The organism is Geodermatophilus sp. CPCC 206100 (genome assembly GCF_048569675.1).
Lineage (GTDB): Bacteria > Actinomycetota > Actinomycetes > Mycobacteriales > Geodermatophilaceae > Geodermatophilus.
This window is the reverse complement of record NZ_JAQISV010000022.1, coordinates 17,020-36,135: the sequence shown is the minus strand read 5'-3', so window position 1 is coordinate 36,135 and position 19,116 is coordinate 17,020. Positions and strand designations below refer to the sequence as shown.

Sequence of the window (19,116 nt, the reverse complement as noted above, 5' to 3'; positions counted from 1 at the left end):
CGGGCGGGACGCGGCTGGCGGGTCGCACCGGTCAGGTCCCCCAGGCGGCGCGCGGGCCCGCCTAGCGTCCGGACTCCGCAGTTCCGTCCCAGGGGGCAGTCCGTGACCAGTCCATCCACCCGGCCCGCGCGAGCGGTGCTCGCCGTCGTCTCGGCCGTCGTGCTGCTCCTCGTCGTCGCGGCGGTCGCGACGACCGGCGTCTCCGGCGGCCTCGTGATGACCGGCCTCGCGGCCCTGCTCCTGGGCGCCGGCGCGGCGATCGCCGGCCGCGCCCGGTGGGCGTTCATCGCCGGCCGCAAGGCGGCGGGGATCGTCGCGGCGGCCGGCGTGGTCGCGCTCGTGGCCGGCGCGGCGAGCGCGCCGCCCACGGTCCCGACGGCCGCCGCCTCGAGGGCGAGCACGCCGACGACGCCGTCGTCCGCGCCGGCTCCCCCGACGCCGGACGAGGACGCCATCGCGGCCGCCGAGCGGGCGCTGGCCGACGCTGAGACGAACGAGGCCGCGGCGTCTGCCGGCGCGAGCGCACCGGCCGGCCTGCTGGGCGACGCCGCCGCGCAGGCCGCCGTCTCGGGCGCCGAGCGGACCTCGGCCCTGGCCGCGCTGGCCGCCGTCGAGGTGCGGGGCCGGGCACCGCGCACCGGCTACGACCGGGACCTGTTCGGCTCCGGCTGGGTGGACACCGACCGCAACGGCTGCGACACCCGCAACGACGTCCTCGCCCGGGACCTGACCGGCGAGACGGTCGAGCCCGGCACCCGCAACTGCGTCGTGCTCACCGGCTCGCTGGCCGACCCGTACTCGAACCGCGCGATCGCCTTCCAGCGCGGGCAGGGCACCAGCGAGGCGGTGCAGATCGACCACGTGGTCGCGCTGTCCGACGCGTGGCAGAAGGGCGCCCAGGGCTGGGATCCCGGCCGGCGCACCGCCTTCGCCAACGACCCGCTCAACCTCCTGGCCGTCGACGGCCCGCTCAACATGCAGAAGGGGGACGGCGACGCGGCCACCTGGCTGCCGCCCAACCGCGGTTACCGCTGCGCGTACGTGGCGCGGCAGGTCGCGGTGAAGGTCGGCTACGGGCTCTGGATGACCCAGGCGGAGAAGAACGCCAGCGCCACCGTGCTGAGCACCTGCCCCGGCGAGCCGCTGCCCGGTGGCGTGGTGGCACAGCTGCCCGCGCCGGCCCCGACCCCGGCTCCCGCCCCGGCCCCGGCTCCCGCCCCGGCTCCGGCTCCCGCCCCCCGTCCGGCCCCTGCGCCGGCGCCCGCGCCGCGGGCACCCGTGGTCGTGCCGGCACCGCTCCCCGCGCCGGTTCCTGCTCCCGCCCCCGCCCCTGCGGCGCCGTTCTACAAGAACTGCGACGCGGTGCGTGCCGCCGGCGCCGCCCCCATCCGTCCCGGTGACCCGGGCTGGCAGCAGAAGTTCGACGCCAACAAGGACGGGGTCGGCTGCGAGTGAGCGCTACGCGGGGGTGAACCGCGGCGCGGCCGGGCCGGTCAGCCGCCCGGCGGGGACCTGCCGGCCGCACACGAGCAGCAGGAGGTCCCGGGCCCGTCCGGAGAGGGGCTCCCCGGTGCCGTACGTCCAGTCGGCGTCGGTCGCCCGGAGCTGGACCCCGTCGAGGTCGACGCCGAAGTAGCGCAGCTGCTTGGGCTGCAGCCCGCCGAGCACCGCGAGGACGCGCTCGGTCGAGGAGTGCTCCTCGTCCCGGCCGAGGGCCACCGAGACGTCGAGGCCGTGGATGACCTCGTGCGAGAGCGCACCCAGCGGCCCGCCGCCGGGCGGGGTCCAGGGGTGGTCGACGTTGTCGCGGAGGCTGGCCAGCAGTTGCGCGTCGGTCAGCCGCTCGGTGTCGCGGTGCGCGGCGCGGTCGGCCATGCGGGAGAAGCTGCCGCCGGCTCGCAGCATGCCGGCCAGCACCTGCCGCAGCGAGTACCGGTAGGCCATGGTCGTGTGCGCGAGGACCTCCCGCACCCGCCAGCCGCGGCACAGGCTCGGCGCGGCCCACTCCGCCTCCGACAGCGCGGAGTACAGCTCCACCTGCTGGCGTCGCTCGGCGCGCACGGCCGCCCTGATGTCGTCGTCCGACACGTGACCTCCTCGGGGTTCTGGCAGGGAGACGCCGCGGCGGGGGCGAACTCATCGGTCCCACCGCCGCATGGGCTCCCGGGCCGCGGCCGGGTCCTCGCCCTCTGCGCCCGAAGGCCCAGGATCGGGCGGTACCGACTACACGCAGTTCCGCACCGTTCCGTTCCGTTGTGACACGGCGGCGCCACGCCCGAGGCCGATTGACGATCTGCCGCCCGGCCGGATTGGGTGCTGCGGTCGGGTGTCGAGCAGCGGCGCCTCGAACCGGGGGGAGCACTGGATGCCGATCTGGACAGTGGAGGTCACGGGGGGCCGCGACGAGCGCGTGGAGGCGGGGTTGCTGGCCACGGAGGCCGGCGCCCTGGTCGCCATCTCCGAGGAGGGCGTCATGGTGCGGGCCTGGGCGCCCGGCCACTGGTCCACCGTGCGGCACCTCGGCGGGACGGACGGGTACCGCCTGGACGGGGCCAGGGAGCGGGACGACGTCCTGATCGGTCTGCCGCGCGCCTGAGCGGGCTCAGCCGTTCCGCTGGGCCGCGAAGGCGTCCTCGAAGAGAGCGGTGAAGGCGGCCTGGTCGAGCGCCGCAGAGGGTGCCCCCGTCTGCTGGAGCGCCGCCCTCGACGTCCTCGCCCTCGGCGAGCACCTCCACCGTGACCCCGGTGGGCGTGCTCGCCGACTGCGCCACGATGGCCCCGAAGTCCTCGGGGGTGACCTGGGTGGCACCGACGTCCTGCCCGCACTCGGGCGGGGTGACCGACCCGCCCAGCGGCAGCCCGCCCGCGCCGGACGTGGCCAGCTGCCGGACGTCGAGGGTGACGACCTGCGCGTCCGGGCCGAAGGCCTCGGCCGGGAGCGGCGCGGCGCTCAGCGGTCGCGCTGGTAGCCGAAGAACCCGCGCTTCCGGATCACCTCGCACACCTCCGGCGGCACCATCGACGTCCACGTGTCGTCGTCGGTGGGGATCCGCTTGAGCACGTCGCGGCTGAGGATCGGCAGGTAGTCGGGCTTGTAGTTGTCCAGGCCGACGAAGCTCCCGCGCCGGTAGAGGTAGTCGTAGAGCGGTCGCAGCTCCTCGTCGACGCCGAGGGTGTCGACGGTGACGACCTCGCCGTTGCGCAGCATCGGGTAGACGAAGAGCTTGAGGTCGTTCTTGAACAGCCGTCCGAAGCTCTCCAGGATGCCGCCGGGCAGCGTGGCGTGGTCCTCCTCGTGGAACAGGTCCGCGAGGCTCGGGACCCCCATGACCATGCCGATGCGGCCGTCGGTGCGCCAGGCCAGGTAGGCGGCCAGCCGGTGGTAGGCGACGTAGTCGGAGATGAGCACGGTCAGGCCGCAGGCGGCCAGCAGGTCGGCGCGGGCCAGGAAGTCCCGCCGGTCGACGACGTCGCTGCCGGCGCGCAGGTTGGCCATCGTCAGCTCGGTGAGCAGGAGTACCTCGCGGCCGGCGACCGCCGGATCGGCCGAGAACTTCTCGCGGGCCGCCTCGAGCATGTCGATGTTGACCACCGTGGGCGGCCGGAAGCTGCCGCGCTCGACGAGGATCGCCTTCTTCCGCAGCACCTCGCTGGGCTGCAGCACCCGCCGGTCGGGCCCGAACATCGCCGCGCCGCTGAGCCCGAGCTGGACGAGCCTGAGCGCCATCAGCCGGTTGTCGACGGCGCGGAACTCGATCCCCGTCAGCTCGATCATGTCGACCTCGATCCGGCCGGTGGTCAGCCGGTCGAGCAGGCTCTCGACCAGGTCCTCCGGCCGGTGGTGCTGGAAGAACGCCGCGTGCAGGAGGTTCACGCCGACGATGCCCAGCGCCTCCTGCTGCAGCGCGGCCTCGTCGTCGAGCATCCGCACGTGGACGACGACCTGGCTGGGCTCGTCCCGCGGGTGGGACTGGAACCGCACGCCCATCCACCCGTGGCACTCGTTCCCGCCGCGGTAGCTGCGCGCCACGACCGTGTCGGCGAACGCGAAGAAGGCGGTCTCGTTGCCCCGGTCGTCGCCGAGCCGGTCGATGTTGAGCTGGAGCTCGTGGTCGAGCATGGCCTGCAGCCGGCCCTTGGAGACGTACCGGTCGGCCTTGCCGTACACCGCGTCGCTGACCGCCATGTCGTAGGCCGACATGGTCTTCGCGACGGTGCCGGCCGCGCCGCCCGCCCGGAAGAACCAGCGGGCCACCTCCTGGCCCGCGCCGATCTCGGCGATCGTGCCGTACCAGCGGGGGTCGAGGTTGATCTGCAGCGCCTTCTGCAGGGTGTCCGCGCCGGCGTCCATGAACGTCCCCCTACGGTGCGGCCAGGGCGGCGAGCGTAGCCCCGTTCCGCCACGACCGATGACTCGTCGGGCCCGGCGCCGTCTCAGGTGCATGGACGCACGCCGACAGGGCCCAGTGGACCTCCGGAGGACCGGTGTCGCCGCCGGCGCGGCCGTGGTCGCCAGCGGAGCGTGGTACGCCGCCTTCGGCGGTCGGCTGGCCGAGCTCGACGACGCCTACGCGGACCCGTCGACCCCGCCCTGGCTGCTGCCGGTCGAGTTCGCCCGCAGCGCCACGGTGGCGACGGCCGTGGCGGCGCTCGCCTCCCGGTCCGGGGCCGAGGGGCCGGCCGACGCCGTCCGGCTCGGCCTGGGTCTGTGGGCCGCCTTCCCGGCCGTGCTGCTCACCGGCTCGGTCGTGCACGAGAAGGTGCCCTGGCAGCAGGCGGCCATCCACGCCGGCGACTGGCTGGTCAAGCTGCTGCTCATCGCCGCGATCACCGGACCGCGGCGCTCGGCTCAGGGGACGACGTCGGGGACGAGGCGCTGGGTGTCCTTCGGCGGCCGCACGTAGTCGTCGTCGATCGGCGGCCGCGGGGGCAGCGGCGGCGGTTCCGGGGTCAGGTCCTCGTACGGGATCTGGCCCAGCAGGTGGGTGATGACGTTGAGCCGGGCGCGCTTCTTGACGTCGGCGTCGACCACCCACCAGGGCGCCTCGGGGATGTCCGTGGCGGCGAACATCGCGTCCTTGGCGCGGGAGAAGTCGACCCAGCGGTTGCGCGCCTCGAGGTCCATCGGGCTCAGCTTCCAGCGTCGCGTCGGGTCCTTGAGCCGCGCCTGGAAGCGCTTCTCCTGCTCGGTGTCGCTGACGGAGAACCAGTACTTGAGGACGGTGATCCCGCTGCGGACCAGCATCCGCTCGAACTCGGGGCAGGAGCGGAGGAACTCCTCGTACTCCTCGTCGTTGCAGAAGCCCATCACCCGCTCGACGCCGGCGCGGTTGTACCAGGACCGGTCGAACAGGACCATCTCGCCGCGGGCGGGCAGGTGGGCGACGTAGCGCTGGAAGTACCACTGCCCCTGCTCGCGCTCGGTCGGCGCCGCCAGCGCCACCACCCGGGCGGCCCGGGGGTTGAGCGTCTCGGTGATGCGCTGGATGGCCCCGCCCTTCCCGGCGGCGTCACGGCCCTCGAAGACGACCACGACCCGCAGCCCCCGGGCGCGGATGTACTCCTGCTGCTTGACGAGCTCGACCTGCAGCCGGGCGAGCTCCTTCTCGTAGTACGCGTTGTCGACCTTGCGGGTCGACTGGGACGCCTCCTCGACGGACGGCGCGGCTCCTGGGGCGACGGCCATGCGGCGGAGCATCGTCCGCGCAGGTCGGGGCGGCAACCGGAGGCGGCGCCGGGTTCGGTGCCGGCCTCGGCTCAGCTGTCGAACTCCGGGCCGCCGAAGCCGAAGGGCGGCTGCTCCGAGGGCTCGCCGGGCAGCCGCCGCACCCCGAAGGCGACCACCTGGTCGACGCGGATCATCCGCCAGGCGTCGACCAGCAACCACGGCTGCCCCGACTCCCGCACCCGCTCGATCCCGTCGCGCACCCACTGGGCGACCTCGCCGGGGGGCATCGTCTCGAGGTGGTAGACGCGGCTGAACGTTGTGGTCGGCGCCCAGGCCACCGTGTAGTCGATCGAGACCCAGATGCCGTCGCCGCTGTCGCCCACGGCCGCACGCTAGTGCGCCGCGAGCTGACCGGCTCCCCGGACCCCGGTCAGGCCTGGGCGCGGCACCAGTCCTGCAGGTCCTCCCGGGCGTCGCGCCACCGGTCGGCGTCGCTCTCGTCGAGGGTGGCCCGGGTGGCGAGCCCGTCGTGCAGCACCGTGACGGCGGCCATGGCGGGTGCGGCCGCGGCCGGCAGTCCAGCGCCTCCCCGGGCCGCGGCGGCCTCGGCCTGCCGCCACGCCGTCCGCATCCGTGCGGCGCTGGCGCTGCGGTCGCCGCCGCCACCGCCCTCGGCCAGCGCAGCCACCTCGTAGGCGGCCACGGCGTCGGTGAGCGCCTGCACGAGGTCGGCGCAGGCCGCCCTCATCGGGGACACGGTCACGGTGGCCGCCTCCTCGGGTGCCGGCTGTTCCCGACCCTGCGGGAGCGGAGCCGCCGGGTCGGGAGCTGCGGGGTCGGGAGCTGCGGGGTCGGGGGCTGCGGGGTCCGGGGCGGCCGGCGCGGGGTCGGGCTCCGCCGGGGGGCGCGGCACCGCCCCGCTCGCCACGGTGACCCGTCCGGCGACCGGCTCCACGGTCCAGCCCGGACCGCTGCACCCGGACAGGACCAGGACGGCGACGACCGCCGCGGCCCGCACGGGTCCCCGGACGCGCATGCCCGACCGTGACACCCCCGCTGCGACGGCGCAGGGCGCGAACGGCTCCACGGGCAGGTCGCCGCCGCGCCGTCACACACCGGCAGGGCCTCCTGCCGCGGGAGGTGCCATCCCGTCGCGGCCGAGGATCGCCGGTCGGCCTACGCCGACTCCTGCTGCCGCGTGGTGGTGATCCAGTCGTCGATGGTCTCCCACCACTGGTAGAGCCAGTCGGTCAGCTCCGCCTCGTCGCGCGGCACCTCGTCAGCCGGGAGGAACCACCAGCGCAGGTGCAGGGTCTTGTCCATGGGCAGGCCCCGCCACACGTCCCGGACCGTGCTCAGGTGCTCCAGGCCGGTGTGCGCGACGAAGACGACGTCGGCGTGCGGAGCCGCCCGCAGGGCCGCCGTCACGCCGGCCGGCCGCGGGGGCAGCACGTGCCGCAGCGCCTCGGCGCGGCGCACCGCGGACACCAGCCCCCGCTCGCGGAGCCGCTGGATCGCCCGGAACCGCCGCCGCGGGGTGAAGTTCGCGCCCTCGGGGAAGATCAGCAGCGCGTCCTCCTCGCCGAGGTCGCGGGCCAGGGCGCCGATCGCCGCCGGGCCGTCGACGCCGGCCGAGACGAAGTGGTTGGGCAGCCGGTTGAGGTAGACGTCGATCAGCGGGTCCAACTGCAGCACGTCCTTGAGCACGATCCGCGGCTGCCGCAGGTGGTCCCGGTTCATCAGCGTGTGCACGAGCAGGAACGAGTCCCCCGGGCCGGCGTGGCGAGAGAGCACGACCATCGCGTTGGTCGAACCGGGCACCCCGTCGTCCAGCGGTGACCACGACTCCCCGTCGGTCACCAACCGCAGCGCGAACAGCCGCTGCGCCATCCGCATCAGCGCGTCCAGCAGGAGGCGCAGCACCGTGTAGTGGGCGGCCCGGGACGCCGGGGAGTCCAGCCGGCGTCCGAAGCCGCTGAGCACCCACAGCACCCCGGCGGCCACCAGGCCGGCGACCTGCAGCGCCAGGTACGTCATCCCGAAGGCCAGCAGCCGCAGCCCGCGCCAGCGTCCGGGCAGCCAGATCGAGACGACGACCGCGACGACGACGAGCACGGGGAGCAGGACGACGCCGGCGACCAGCGCACCGATGAGCAACGGACCGGTGAGCCGGCGCACGCGGCGGGGTGGCAGCACCTCAGGCTCCTCCGCCCTCGGGCGTGTCGCAGCGGTCCAGGTGGTCGCGGGCCGCGGCGTGCGCCCGCTCGATGCGGTCCGGCACGCCGGAGAAGTCGCGGTAGCGCAGGTTCCTCAGGTCCCCGGCCCCGGGCGGCCCCTCGTCGCCGGAGGGCAGCACGTGCAGCGTGACGTCGGGCGGCAGCGCGGCCAGGTCGGCGGCGAAGCGGTGCCGCCGGGCGATCTCGAAGGCGACCAGGGCGACCTCCCACGGCCGGGTCGGCGGCTGCAGCGGACGGTCGATCCGCCCGACGTGCAGCACGTAGATCGTCTCGGCGCCGAGGGCGACCGCACGGCCGACCGGGATGCTGTGCACCAGGCCGCCGTCCAGGTAGTGCTCGCCGCCCAGCTCGACCGGCGGCAGCAGCCCGGGGACGGCGCAGGAGGCGAGCACCGCGTCGAGGAGCGGCCCCTCGGCGAACCACTGCTCGGCAGCCCGCTCGATGCTGGCCGCGACGCACTGGAAGGGGACCCGCAGCTCCGCGAAGCTCTGTACCGGCAGGTGCGCCGCGAGCAGGTCCCGCAGCGGCTCGCGCGGGTGCAGGTGGGTGCGGGTCCGCACCAGGGTGCCCACGCGGGCCAGCACGGAGCCGGCGAAGATCCGCTGGGAGGCCAGCTCCTCCCACACCGCGCGCAGCCGGTCCACCGCGCTGGGCGTCGGGTCGGCGGCGATCAGCGCGCCGTTGATCGCGCCGACCGACGTGCCGACGACGAGGTCCGGCCGGATCCCGCGCTCGAACAGGGCCTGGAGCATCCCCACCTCGGCCGCGCCGAGCACTCCCCCGCCACCGAGGACGAACGCCGTGCCACCTGGCGGGGCCGGCACCCGCGTCGATGCCATGGCCGCATCGTGTCATCCGCGTCCGGGCACCACGAGCGAGGTCCGCCGTTCACGACCCCGCCGCGGTTGGTTGCCTGCAACCACATGATGCGCAGCCCCTGCGCGCTGGGCAGGCTGGCCCCAGTGCCCGAGCCGCGGCGGGAACGGAGGTCCGTGGCCAGTCCCGGAGGAGTGACGTGTGGAACACCACGAGGTACTGATCGTCGGGGGCGGCAACGCCGGCATCTCCCTGGGGGCGCGGCTGCTCCGCGACGGCATCCGGGACGTCACCATCGTGGCCCCGCAGCCGGTGCACCGGTACAAGCCGCTGCTCAACTACGTGGGCGGCGGGCAGGCGACGATGGCCGACCTGGAGCGCCCGATGCGGGACGTCGTCCCCGAGGGGTGCGGATGGGTCCGCGACGCCGTCGAGACGGTCGATCCGGCGGCCATGACCGTGCGCACGCGCGGAGGACCCCTGCTGCACTGCTCGACCCTCGTCCTCTGCCCCGGACTGGAGGAGGACTGGGCGGCCACGCCGGGGTTGCAACGGGCGTACGCCGACGGGTGGGCCGCCTCCACGTACGTCCCGGGGAGTGCACCGCAGGTCTGGCCGAGGCTGACGTCGCTGACCAGCGGCTCCGTGGTCTTCACCGTGCCACCGGAGCCGGCGTCCTGCGGTCCGACCGCGCTCAAGCCGCTGTTCATGGCGTGCGACCACTGGCGGCGCACCGGGGTCCTACCGGATCTCGACGTGTGCCTCCTGCTCCCCGAGCCGACCGCCACAGGCGTACCGGCGGCCGACGAGGTCCTGGAGCGCGCCTTCGCGGACTTCGGCGTCGAGGTGCTGCGCGAGGCCCGCATGGAGCGCGTGGACTGGGACGTCCACGCGCTCACGGTGGCGACGCCCACCGGCCGGCGCGTCCTCGAGGACGTCGCCTTCGCCCACGCCGTCCCGCACTACCGGGCCCCGAACTGGATCGCCGACGCCGGTCTCGCGGATCCAGCGGGCCTGGTCGGCATCGACCCGCACACGCTGCGCTCCCGCCGGCACGAGTCGATCTGGGCGATCGGCGATGCCGCGGCCGTGGCCACCCGTCCCTCGGGCGGCGGGCTGCGGCGCCAGGTCGACGTCTTGGCCCAGAACATCCCGGCTGCCCGCGACGGGAGGCCCCTGCAGCGGTACGACGGCTACACGGTCATGCCGATCACGGTGAGCAGACGGGAGTTGATGCTCGTCGAGGTCGACCGCGACGGCCGGCCCACGCCGTCGGTGCCCCTCGTCGATCTGGTCGAGCCCCGCCGGGCGACCTGGTTCGCCGACCGCTACGTCCTGCCGCGCATCTACTGGCGGCGGCTCCTGCGGGGCAGGGTCTGAGCCACGGGGTCGGGCCAGCCACACCGCGCGCCCGGCGCCGGCCGGTCCTCGCCGTCGTGCCGCGCTGCCGGCCGCACCGGGCGTGTGCGCCGAGGCCCCGTTCGCCGCGCCGGAACCGGGCCGCAGCGCACCCACTCGACGCTCGCCTGCGCACCCGGTCTCCTAGGGCCGTCGAACCGCGTAGCGCAGCAGGACGACCCCGTTGCCGAACCGCCGGTTCTCCACCAGCTCCAGGTCGGTCCGGGTGTCGGCGGTCTCGAACAGCCGTCGCCCGCGGCCGATGACGACCGGGTTGACGTAGAGCCGGTACTCGTCGACCAGGTCCAGCCGGCGGAAGGTCTCGACCAGGTCGACCCCGCCGAGCGTCATGTCCCCGCCGGGCTGTTGCTCCAGTGCGCGGATCTCGTCGGGGTCCACCTCTGCCCGCAGCGAGGCGTTGGGGCCGACCTCGCCCAGCGTGCGGGAGAACACGATCTTCGGCACCGCCCGCCAGATGCCGGCGAACTCGGCCATGGTCGGCGGGGCGTCCGGATCCTGGTCGGCGGTCGGCCAGACCGCCTCCATGAGCTCGTAGGTGACCCGGCCCTCGAGGAACGCGCTGTTGGTCGCGAGCTGATCGTTGAAGTGCGCGTGCAGCTCCTCGTCGACGAGGTGCCAGCTCAGGTCGCGGTCCGGCCCCTCGAAGTAGCCGTCCAGCGACAGCATCATCTGCACGACGATCTTCCGCATGCGTCCTCCTGATCCGCGACCCGGTCCGGGAGCTCGGACCGGCGGGCGCCGACGATCTCATCGGTCGCGGCGGTCCTCGCCCAGCGCGGCCGACCAGGATGCGCCGAACAGCGGTCCTGCACGCTGAGGACGTTCCGCCCCGACGTCTGACTACCGCCGCCTCCGGCAGCCGTCAGGCCCCGGCGTCCTCTCGCGACGCCCGCGCCAGCCGTTCGACGAGGTCGTCCGGGATCGGTGTGCGCGGCGAGAAGGTGATGCCGGTCTTGGTCGCTTTCAGGCCGGCGGCCGCGATCTCTCCGGCGTGTCCGGAGATGGCGCCTGGAAGGAGGTACAGCCCGCACTGCTTGCTGAACGCCGCACAGCTCGCGACGACCGAGCCGCCGATCCGGAATCCCGGCATGTCGTACGCCACGATCTCCTCCGCTTCCGGCAGGGCGCGAGCCAGGACCGCGCGCAACCGTTGCAGCGCGGGCTGGAAGGGCTCGGGCGCCGCGGCGATGTAGGCGTCGTGGTCGGCGACCGTCGTCATGGCTGCGTCTCCCTCGACCGGCGGCTTTCCGCCGGATCAGACGTTGAAGCGGAACGACATTGGGGGGTTCGGACGTCGTTGACAGCCGACGATCCGGACCGCTGAGCAGCTCTTATGCCGTTTGGTGACGTTGGCGGGCATTGGTCGGAATTGACCGTCTTGCGGACTGCGTGCGGACTGGGAGCTCCCACCGATCCGGCCTCCCAGGTTCGCGTACGTCCCAGGGACGGGCTGCCCTGTGCAGCTCGTCCGTCCCTCCCTGCCGCGCTGCGCGAGCTCTTCGGGCAGGCAAGACTCGGGCCACCGCGCGGGACGGAGACGGGGAGGGGCATGTGGCCGGACAATGCATCGGCGAACGACCACGGCGGGAGCACGGCACCCGGAACCAGCGTGGTGAGGAGAAGGTTCAGTCGGCCGCGGCCATCGTGCTGCGGCGCGGCCTCGTCGAGGGTGATTCCGCTTTCACCCCGGGATCGCCCGTGTGGACCGCGCCGGCCGCTGCCGAACTCGAACGTGCGTTCGTGGACAATCCTGACCTCGGCCCCGGGAGCTTCCTCGAGAAGCTGCGGGGTCAACTGGCCGGTTGCTCCCCGACGGCACTCCAGCTCGCGGCAGAGCTGCAGTACCTGTCAGTCCTGCCGCTGAGCGATTTGAAGGTAGAGACCAAGCGGGAGCGCATCCGTCGTCCGCTCTCGTCGATGGCCGAGCCCGTCGCGGTGCCCCCCGAACTCGACTCCGCGCTCAGCGGCGGCGTGTTCAACGGCGGCATGGGCTACAAGGTCCAGGTCTGGAACCAGTTCGGGGTCTTCATCTCCTTCGTCCGCACCTGGACGGAGCTCCCCGCAGCGGAGCGCCAGCGACTGATCTGTGATCCCTGGGTGTTCCGGGACCTCCTCCACTCGACACCCGGCTCCAATCCGGCCGGGCAGCGCCACGCCCTCGCCTACCTCGCGTTTCCCGACGTCTTCGAGCCGATCATCAGCGACCAGCACAAGCGGAAGATCAGGTCGGCGTTCGCGGACGTCGTCGCTCCGACCGGCGACTTGGACCGGGACCTGCTGGCGCTGCGTGACCACTTCGAGCAGGCGACCGGCGAGCCGTTTGACTGGTACCAGCCGCCCTACCGTGACAAGTGGCTGCCCCCGCCGCAGAGCCTGGGCGCCAAGGCAGCGGCCCCCTCCCGGAGAGCGTGGCTGGTCCGAGGGGCGAGCGTGCAGGGCACCAGCCTCGTCCCGTCATGGCTGGCGGAGGGCTGGATCAGCCTGGCCGCCACCCACCTGCCTCCGGTCGAGGGCGGGACGGGTCACGAGGAGCTGAGGCATCTCGTCGACGAGAACTACGGGCACGTCTCGTACAGCCAGCGCGATCAGAAGCTCGACGAGTTCCACGCGTTCCTCACGCGTATGCAGACCGCCGACCTCGTGGCCACCACCGATAAGGGTGCCCTCTACGTCGGTGAGGTCGACGGAGACGTCGAGTACCGATCCGCGGAGGCGCTGTCCCGGCTCCGCCGGCCCGTCAAGTGGGACAACCCCGGGGACGGCGTCGACTTCGCCGACCTGCCCGCCACGCTCGCCGCGAAGCTGCAGAGCCCGCACGAGCTGCTCGACCTCACGGCCCAACTGCCCGAGCTTGAGGAGCTCGTCGACCGTAACGAGGCAGTTCCCCCCGTGGCGATATTCGCCCTGCCCGACGTGACCGACGACCTGGCCGACGAGCTGTTGATGCCGCGTACCTGGCTGCAAGAGTGCGTGGAGCTTCTGCGCGATCGACCACAGCTGGTCTTGTACGGCCCGCCCGGAACGGGCAAGACCTACCTGGCGCAGAAGCTGGCCCGCCACCTCGCCGGCCCCGAAGGCACGACGCTCGTGCAGTTCCACCCCGCCTACAGCTACGAGGACTTCTTCGAGGGCTACCGCCCCGTGGCGGGAGAAGGTGGGACGGTCGCGTTCAAGCTGCGGCCCGGGCCGTTGCGGCGAGTGGTCGACCAGGCGCTCCAGCACCCCGAGCAGCCGTTCATCCTCATCATCGACGAGTTGAACCGGGGCAACCTCGCGCGCATCTTCGGCGAGCTCTACTTCCTCCTCGAGTACCGGGACGAGGCGATCGAGCTGCTGTACGCCTCGGGGGACGACAAGGCCTTCACGCTTCCTCCGAACGTGCTTGTCATCGGGACGATGAACACCGCCGACCGGTCCATCGCCCTGGTCGACGCAGCGATGCGTAGGCGTTTCAACTTCGTCTCCCTGCACCCGGAAGAGGAGCCGACACGCGGCCTGCTCGGCCGCTGGCTGGAGCGCGAGGGCAGGCAGGACGAGCCGGCGCGACTGCTGGCCGAACTGAACCGCCGTATCGACGACTCGGATTTCAAGGTCGGCCCCTCGTACCTCATGCGACCAGCGACGCACCAGGGCGATGGACTTGAGCGGGTGTGGCGGACGGCGATCCTGCCGCTGCTGGAGGAGCACCACTACGGTGAAGCCGTCAACGTGCGTCGTCGGTACGGGTTGCCGGCCCTCCGCGCCTCGCTTGCGGGTGGGAGCGACACCCGGGACGCGGAGAGCGCGGCGCCGCCGGAGCCGGATGATGCCGTTGCTCCCTGAACGCATAGAGCTCATCGAGTTGGGGTCAGGTGAGGCGGTTCAGCTGACCGGCGCCGCCGCGGACGCTCTGGCCGCATCTCGGGTGGTGGCGGTGGAGCGACTGCTGCAGGGGGACGCCTATCTGGTTAGACCTGGCAGGTTCGTCGGCGTTGCCGTGGTGGCCGGCATCGAGGTTTGGATCCGGCCCAAGGTCGCCATCGACCGGCTGATGTTCCTCCTCGGGTATGCCTTGTCCCCCAAGGGGTGGCAGGACACGGACGTCCCGATGGCCGAACAGCCAGACCTCCTGACCGCAGTCGCCGCTGCTTTCGCGCGCCAGGCGGACAGGGCGCTCCAAGAGGGTGTGATTCACGGCTACCACGAGGTGGAGGCGAGTCTGTCAGTGCTTTGCGGCCGGATCCGTGAATCCGACCAGCTCGGCCGACGGTTCGGTCTGCCCATCCCGTTGGAGGTGCTTACGACGAGTACAGCGTGGACACGGCCGAGAACCAGCTACTCCTGTCCGCCGCACGGCGGCTGCAACGGCTGCCCCGGCTGACGCGCACTGTCCGGGCCGCCCTCGGTCGCCTCGTGGGTCGCCTCGACGGGGTGTCGACCATCGTGCCCGGTCACCCGCTCCCGTCCTGGCAGCCGTCCCGGCTCAACACCCGCTATCACGTCGCTGTCCGCCTAGCCGAGATGATCCTGCGCGCCACCTCCATCGACCCGGCACCGGGCGTGCGCCGCGCCAGCGGGTTCCTCGTGGAAATGCACCGGATCTTCGAGGACTTCGTAGCCGTTGCGCTCAGTGAGGCGATGGAACGGCACGGCGGCCGGGCGTTGCGACAGGTTCCGACCCCGTTGGACGAGGCCGGGACGGTGAGGATGCGGCCGGACTTCATCTGGGCCGCGTCGACTGACGCTCCGGTCGCTGTCCTCGATGCGAAGTACAAGGCGGAGAAGCCGGAGGGCTTCCCGGAGGCCGACCTCTACCAACTGCTGGCCTACTGCACCGCGCTGGAGCTTCCGGTCGGGCACCTGGTGTACGCGAAGGGCTTCGGCGAAACGGAACGGCGGCATGTGATCCGGGGCAACGGCGTGGAGCTCGTGCAGCACGTCCTTGATCTGACACTTCCGCCCAACGGCCTCCTACGGCAGATCCAGCGGATCGCTGAAGCGGTGGCCGGGCCGCCAAGCCCCCACGCTCGCCCTAGCCAGTGACCTAAGCCTGGTCCGGACGCGGTCGACTGAAGCGTAAGCGCCGCCGAGCGGAGGTCAGCCATGGACGAGGGACGAGTCGCCGCCTGTACGCCGGGAACCGTGACGGCCGATTCGAGCATCGTTGTTGAACGTTGGACACGGCGCTTGAGCAGCGGCTATACCGCTGATGGCATACGGCCGCCAAAGGCGGTTCACGGCCGAGTTGCAGACTCTGTGCGGACTGTGGAGCCGCCGGCGGGCGGTCGATGGCTGCCCGCCGCCGTCCCTGAGGGCGGCCAATGAGACACCCGCTCGGAGATCGTCTCGAATATCAGGGGCTACCCTTGAACCTGCGTTCGTCCGCCCTCAGCCAAAAGTCGTCATTCATCTTTATGAGGAGCGCGACAAGTAGCTTCAGGGCGGTGATGTATGTCCGAAAGTGCTCGTCCTCGTCGCGCGGATCGACGTGTGAGCCGTGGGAGTACCGGTTGCGTAAGTTGGGACCATTACTGAACTCAAGATGATTGAGGCAAAAATTGAAATAGCTGGCCTCGGCTTCCGTCAGCAAGGACGACCGCCGCTCCAGCCAGCCCTTAGCGACCATGGCGTCGATGCTGGCGCGCCCCTCGGCCGGGTGGTGGAAGTAACTCGTGGCCTCACATTCAAAGAGGTCCTTCAAGACATGAAACTGGTGGACGTCCGCGAAGCGGACGCGCTCCCCCGTATTCACCAGCACGCCGTGCTGGATCAGATAGTCGACCTGGCGGTGCTGATAGTTCTCAAAGTCGTCATACGCAACGTGGTTGCCGATCAGCAGGCGGGCGGCATTGTCGGCACGCAGCCCCTCATTGATGTACGCCAACCCAGATTGATCCGAGAACAGAAGGTGAAGGATCTGCTGGATGTCAGGGGCACTGGTCGCGTAGACGTACTTTCCGTCCAGCAAGCTGGGAATCACCCTGAAGCGGGCCTGGTCGGAGCCCATGGCCAGCAGTTCGGGGTCGAGTTCTCCGTTCTCGACGTAGAGGGAAAACTGCTTGACCACGCTCTCCATCTCGGCGAATAAGTGCCGACACTTCTCCAGGTAGCTTGCGGCCCGACTGGAGGGCACAAAGCGGAAACCTGTCGCGCCGAACTCGTCCTTGAGGTAGTCCGCGAAGAACCAGGCAATCACCGACTCCAACTCGATGTTTTTATCCCGCAGGAAGTGGTCATAGATCACCGTCTGCAGTAGTGAAGCCTGCTCCTTGAAGCGGAAGGCGGCTCCCAGAGGATAGTCAGCGCGGCCGGCCACCCCCATGAAGCGCTCAAAGACGCCGCGCTGCGCCTCAAAAGACGGCAGCGTCAGCAGCATACGCCGGTCGGCGAATTCGAACAGGTAGAGAAAGTTGTTGAGGATGGTCGGGTAGTCCAGATTGTCCTCAAGCCAGCCTCGGCCGTAGGAAAACTTAGTAACCAGACCCTCATTCGAAGCCTCGACCGGCTCCGCCTGGTCGCCGGCGATGGTCACCTCGACACCCGTTTTGATACCGCTGTTCCCCTTGAAGAAGTCCTCAGTCCAGCGGTCGTGCTTGCGCTTCGCCTTGAGCTTCAGCTTGGCGTCTAGGCCGAGTTCCCTGGTGAGGGGTGCGGTGGCAATCAGTTCCACGAAGTTCGGATTGGCCCCATCGCTGTCTAGATAAGCGTCGAGCAGTTGCCGGGCATCGACGGACGTTAGACTCGCGGGCAGAAAGACATCACGCCGGACATCCTTCTCCAAATGCTTGCGGATCAGCAGCTCGGCGTTCGCAGGGTTGCCCAGCAGCCGCTCACGCAATTCCTGGCCATAGGCGCGGACAAGCCCCTGATTGGAAAGCATCTCACCCAGGTTGATTCGGCTGTTGTCGAGCACCGCCAGGACCGCGCTCGCTCCACAGCGGTCGTAAACCTTATAGCGGGCGAACAACACCAGAAGGTCATCGTGGTAGTGGTAGGGAAAATCTCCTACCAGACTGGGGAGGGTTGTATCGGTTAGACCATTGAAGAATCTGCCAATAATTCCGGCCATTTGCGGGACGAGCGCGCTATGAGCCTTGCGCTCCTCATCACTGAAGGAGGAGGGTAGGAAACCCTGCTCGATATACTGCTGAGCGTTGTAGAGTTCGATGATGTCGACGACGGTCCAATGTCCGCTCGCTAAATCAAGCCCCGCTAGGAAGCTCCCGACCTGCTGCATTTGAAAATACGTCCCATAGTCGTTGGAACCATAGAACTTCAGCCGACGACCTGGCGCGCCCTCGTTGGCCATTGCTCACATATTACCTGTTCTGCTGATTTCGTCCGTCCGCCGTGCCGACTCAAGCCATCAACGGCGGCCAGTGGCTGCCAAGACTTCTTCGATCAACTTGGTGGCGCCCCCGACGATCGTGGAGTCGATGTTCATGTGGCTGCGCATGCACCAGGACCGGTTCTGGTGCATGCGCGGTGGGGACAGGCCCCCTCGCCAGGTCGCCGGCCTCGTCCTCGGTCTTCGGTCGGCGCAGCAAGGCCCGCACGCGATCGATGCTGCCCGCTTGGGCTACGCCTCCGTCGCGGGGTCGGGGAACGCCGGCGGCAACGTCCTCAGGTGCTTCATGAGCCGGCCTGACCCGGCCCGCAGGCTCGCATAGGTGAGGCTCCCGGACACGATGCCACCGACCAGCGGCACGACCTTGGTCACCGTCCTGGCGAAGATCTGCTTGTTGATCTGCACGCCGACCCGCTTCAGCGTCTGCTTGACCAGCGGGTAATAGGCGGTTCTTGTGAGTGCCTTGCCCGCCATCTGCTTCTGCAGCGCCGGGCGGGCGACGTTGTTGGCGAAGCCGGTCAGTGCCGTACTGGCACCGGCGACACCCAACATCACACCCAGGAACGCGCCCAGTTCACCCAGCGTCTCGTCGTCCACCTCGAGGCAGTCGTCGAGGAACGAGTGCCACCCGTAGAGGTAGGCGAGCTTTTGCATGACGCGGAACGCGTGGACGTAGTACTGGGCTATGTCGGCTGGCACGGTGCCGACGAGGGCGAAGCCTCCGGGCAGTCCCGCGGCGAACGCCATCGTCGCTGACTTCTTCGTCTCGAAGGCGATCGAGTGGCGGGCTATGTCGTCGAGGGTCTCGGCTGCCACGCCGGCAGCGGCGGGGCGGTCGGTGACGGCTCGCGCGATGACGTCCTCCGCCACGCGCCTCCTGCGCAGCTCGGCGGTGAGGAAGTGCTCCCGGTCGATGCGCACGCCGCGCAGCCGCAGGAGCTTGCCCATGAAGGCCAGGGCGAAAGCCTCCGCATCGTCATCCTGCGGACGGATCGTCGCGCCGGTCCCCCCAGCCGCCGGGACAAGTTCACCCGGATCCCCACCTGAGCGGACGATCGCCGCGCTCTCGCCCCCGCCGTCTCCGCTCACTCGCGCGCCGTCCCCTCCGATGCGGCCCGCCGACGGACCTCCGGTTCCGGAGGCCAGTATCAGGACCGCGTCACCAACCCCCCTCCCGCCACTCCGGCAGGTGCGGTTTCCGCGCCGAGCGCGGTGTCCCGGCCGAGACCGGGATAGACCGACGCCAAGTCCGGCAGCGAGCCGAACAACCGCTGGTCCACGGCGTCGACCAGGCTCGCGAAGCGGGCGGCGTGGTCCTTGGTGCTACCCGCCTCCCGAGGAAGCCGGGCTTACCCGAGCGCCAGTGAACTTCCGGCTGTCCCTATGGCCGCCCCCTGAAGGAAGCTTTCCCCTCAGAGCACGAGAGCTCGCGGGTCGGCCCGGAGCCGGACGACCGACTACACGGTGTCACAAGATGCCGCCTGCTCTTACTGGGGACCCACAAGATCAAGAGGGACACACCTTATGCACCGTCGGGTCTCGCAAACCGTGGTGACGAGTAACTGGAGGCTCGTCAGGACCCTCAGCGGCATGGGCAGCAAGGGGACGGCGGACTACCGAAGACGACGGGCAGAGGCAGAGCGAAGCCG

16 protein-coding genes and 1 pseudogene are annotated in these 19,116 nt (G+C 71.0%); 6 read left to right on the top strand and 11 right to left on the bottom strand.

The annotated features are described in order from the left end of the window. The first annotated feature begins 102 nt into the window (after window positions 1-102). Window positions 103-1,455: a GmrSD restriction endonuclease domain-containing protein gene (locus tag PGN05_RS12490; protein ID WP_419752871.1), complete on the top strand. Its 1,353-nt coding sequence runs from the start codon at window positions 103-105 to the stop codon at window positions 1,453-1,455. Window positions 1,456-1,458: 3 nt separating this feature from the next. On the opposite strand, the gene PGN05_RS12485 is transcribed toward PGN05_RS12490, so the two are convergent. Further along, complete coding sequence (locus PGN05_RS12485) at window positions 1,459-2,088, bottom strand: maleylpyruvate isomerase family mycothiol-dependent enzyme (protein WP_419752870.1); 630 nt, start codon at window positions 2,086-2,088, stop codon at window positions 1,459-1,461. 277 nt (window positions 2,089-2,365) lie between these two features. Between PGN05_RS12485 and PGN05_RS12480 the strand changes: the two genes are divergently transcribed. Further along, window positions 2,366-2,596 carry a hypothetical protein gene (locus tag PGN05_RS12480; protein WP_419752869.1) on the top strand — a complete coding sequence of 77 codons (231 nt, stop codon included), beginning with the start codon at window positions 2,366-2,368 and terminating at the stop codon, window positions 2,594-2,596. Window positions 2,597-2,950: 354 nt separating this feature from the next. On the opposite strand, the gene PGN05_RS12475 is transcribed toward PGN05_RS12480, so the two are convergent. Then, a complete protein-coding gene (locus tag PGN05_RS12475) occupies window positions 2,951-4,351 on the bottom strand; it encodes a TonB-dependent receptor (protein WP_419752868.1) in 1,401 nt (466 codons plus the stop codon). A 115-nt stretch (window positions 4,352-4,466) separates the two neighbouring features. Between PGN05_RS12475 and PGN05_RS12470 the strand changes: the two genes are divergently transcribed. Further along, window positions 4,467-4,904 carry a DUF1761 domain-containing protein gene (locus PGN05_RS12470; protein ID WP_419752867.1) on the top strand — a complete coding sequence of 146 codons (438 nt, stop codon included), beginning with the start codon at window positions 4,467-4,469 and terminating at the stop codon, window positions 4,902-4,904. Here PGN05_RS12470 and ppk2 read toward each other — a convergent pair. The 5 genes from ppk2 to PGN05_RS12445 all read right to left on the bottom strand — a co-directional run bounded on the left by ppk2 (window position 4,850) and on the right by PGN05_RS12445 (window position 8,744). Next, on the bottom strand, window positions 4,850-5,686 hold the full coding sequence (gene ppk2 / locus PGN05_RS12465) for a polyphosphate kinase 2 (protein WP_419752866.1): 837 nt from the start codon (window positions 5,684-5,686) through the stop codon (window positions 4,850-4,852). The genes PGN05_RS12470 and ppk2 overlap by 55 nt on opposite strands. A 71-nt stretch (window positions 5,687-5,757) precedes the next feature. After that, on the bottom strand, window positions 5,758-6,051 hold the full coding sequence (locus PGN05_RS12460) for a hypothetical protein (protein ID WP_419752865.1): 294 nt from the start codon (window positions 6,049-6,051) through the stop codon (window positions 5,758-5,760). A 47-nt stretch (window positions 6,052-6,098) separates the two neighbouring features. After that, a complete protein-coding gene (locus PGN05_RS12455) occupies window positions 6,099-6,431 on the bottom strand; it encodes a hypothetical protein (RefSeq protein ID WP_419752864.1) in 333 nt (110 codons plus the stop codon). A gap of 413 nt (window positions 6,432-6,844) precedes the next feature. Next, window positions 6,845-7,864, bottom strand: coding sequence for a lysophospholipid acyltransferase family protein (locus PGN05_RS12450; RefSeq protein WP_419752863.1), 1,020 nt, complete (start codon window positions 7,862-7,864; stop codon window positions 6,845-6,847). A 1-nt stretch (window position 7,865) separates the two neighbouring features. After that, window positions 7,866-8,744, bottom strand: coding sequence for a patatin-like phospholipase family protein (locus PGN05_RS12445; RefSeq protein WP_419752862.1), 879 nt, complete (start codon window positions 8,742-8,744; stop codon window positions 7,866-7,868). A gap of 178 nt (window positions 8,745-8,922) precedes the next feature. Here PGN05_RS12445 and PGN05_RS12440 point away from each other — a divergent pair, with 178 nt between their 5' ends. Then, window positions 8,923-10,101, top strand: coding sequence for an NAD(P)/FAD-dependent oxidoreductase (locus PGN05_RS12440; RefSeq protein WP_419752861.1), 1,179 nt, complete (start codon window positions 8,923-8,925; stop codon window positions 10,099-10,101). A gap of 162 nt (window positions 10,102-10,263) precedes the next feature. Here the strand turns inward: PGN05_RS12440 and PGN05_RS12435 are convergent, their stop codons facing one another. After that, complete coding sequence (locus tag PGN05_RS12435; protein ID WP_419752860.1) at window positions 10,264-10,830, bottom strand: dihydrofolate reductase family protein; 567 nt, start codon at window positions 10,828-10,830, stop codon at window positions 10,264-10,266. A 172-nt stretch (window positions 10,831-11,002) separates the two neighbouring features. Then, window positions 11,003-11,359 (bottom strand): iron chaperone, encoded by a 357-nt coding sequence (locus PGN05_RS12430; RefSeq protein WP_419752859.1) that lies wholly within the window; start codon window positions 11,357-11,359, stop codon window positions 11,003-11,005. Window positions 11,360-11,691: 332 nt separating this feature from the next. Here PGN05_RS12430 and PGN05_RS12425 point away from each other — a divergent pair, with 332 nt between their 5' ends. Both PGN05_RS12425 and PGN05_RS12420 read left to right on the top strand, forming a co-directional pair. Further along, window positions 11,692-13,962, top strand: coding sequence for an AAA family ATPase (locus PGN05_RS12425; protein WP_419752858.1), 2,271 nt, complete (start codon window positions 11,692-11,694; stop codon window positions 13,960-13,962). Beyond that, a pseudogene (locus PGN05_RS12420) lies at window positions 13,943-15,162 on the top strand (McrC family protein). The gene PGN05_RS12425 and the pseudogene PGN05_RS12420 overlap by 20 nt, the downstream one beginning before the upstream one ends. 310 nt (window positions 15,163-15,472) lie before the next feature. Here PGN05_RS12420 and PGN05_RS12415 read toward each other — a convergent pair. Together PGN05_RS12415 and PGN05_RS12410 are read right to left on the bottom strand one after the other, a co-directional pair. After that, window positions 15,473-17,428: a hypothetical protein gene (locus PGN05_RS12415; protein WP_419752857.1), complete on the bottom strand. Its 1,956-nt coding sequence runs from the start codon at window positions 17,426-17,428 to the stop codon at window positions 15,473-15,475. 270 nt (window positions 17,429-17,698) lie between these two features. Then, a complete protein-coding gene (locus PGN05_RS12410; protein ID WP_419752856.1) occupies window positions 17,699-18,556 on the bottom strand; it encodes a hypothetical protein in 858 nt (285 codons plus the stop codon). Window positions 18,557-19,116: the final 560 nt, after the last annotated feature.

Bases quoted from the DNA above. Each gene is read 5' to 3' on its own strand.
- PGN05_RS12480 (WP_419752869.1), top strand. From the start codon at position 2,366: ATGCCGATCTGGACAGTGGAGGTCACGGGGGGCCGCGACGAGCGCGTG.
- PGN05_RS12475 (WP_419752868.1), bottom strand. From the start codon at position 4,351: ATGGACGCCGGCGCGGACACCCTGCAGAAGGCGCTGCAGATCAACCTC.
- ppk2 (WP_419752866.1), bottom strand. From the start codon at position 5,686: ATGGCCGTCGCCCCAGGAGCCGCGCCGTCCGTCGAGGAGGCGTCCCAG.
- PGN05_RS12445 (WP_419752862.1), bottom strand. From the start codon at position 8,744: ATGGCATCGACGCGGGTGCCGGCCCCGCCAGGTGGCACGGCGTTCGTC.
- PGN05_RS12435 (WP_419752860.1), bottom strand. From the start codon at position 10,830: ATGCGGAAGATCGTCGTGCAGATGATGCTGTCGCTGGACGGCTACTTC.
- PGN05_RS12430 (WP_419752859.1), bottom strand. From the start codon at position 11,359: ATGACGACGGTCGCCGACCACGACGCCTACATCGCCGCGGCGCCCGAG.
- PGN05_RS12415 (WP_419752857.1), bottom strand. From the start codon at position 17,428: ATGGCCAACGAGGGCGCGCCAGGTCGTCGGCTGAAGTTCTATGGTTCC.